A 522-nucleotide genomic window follows, 5' to 3' on the forward strand; every position below is an offset into this window, starting at 1 on the left:
CATGATAGAAAACTAATTTTCCAACAATAGTTGTCGTCTATTTCTATATATATATATATTTCATCCATGAAAAAGCATGAATGAACGTCTAGTATAGACATGTCGTTATAAAAGATTGGTTTCAATTTACTTTTTATATCTGCAAAATTCATTCCTTAATCCTCCCTTATTTATCATTCCAAGGAATATGAGCCGATGGACTGTTTCTCTCAACAATATTACCATTTATATCAAGAGAGTTGCCATTAATATCATATATATGCATGTGTTGATATTTAGTTACATTATCAGCAGGATCTATTCTTATTCTCATAACTTTTCCATCTTTTACATGAACACGTCCATTATTCTCATATATGTTCCAGTGATTTGGTAACATCTCTTTTAAATCCTTCAACGAAAGATTACTTATTTCTCTTGATGAAAGTTTATCTAGTGTTTTAATACTTTTTTCAATATTGACTTTTGATTCTATTTCTGGAACTGTTGTAATTGTTGGCTGTTTTTCTACTTTTGGTGTCG

General features: G+C 29.1%; 1 protein-coding gene. It reads right to left on the reverse strand.

Going from position 1 to position 522, the window contains the following annotated elements; genetic code table 11:
* Positions 1-166: 166 nt before the first annotated feature.
* The coding region (locus EG2_RS19430; RefSeq protein WP_218002390.1) for a hypothetical protein at positions 167-522 on the reverse strand (356 nt) is incomplete at its 5' end.

It is taken from the genome of Enterococcus gallinarum NBRC 100675 (assembly GCF_001544275.1).
Lineage (GTDB): Bacteria > Bacillota > Bacilli > Lactobacillales > Enterococcaceae > Enterococcus_D > Enterococcus_D gallinarum.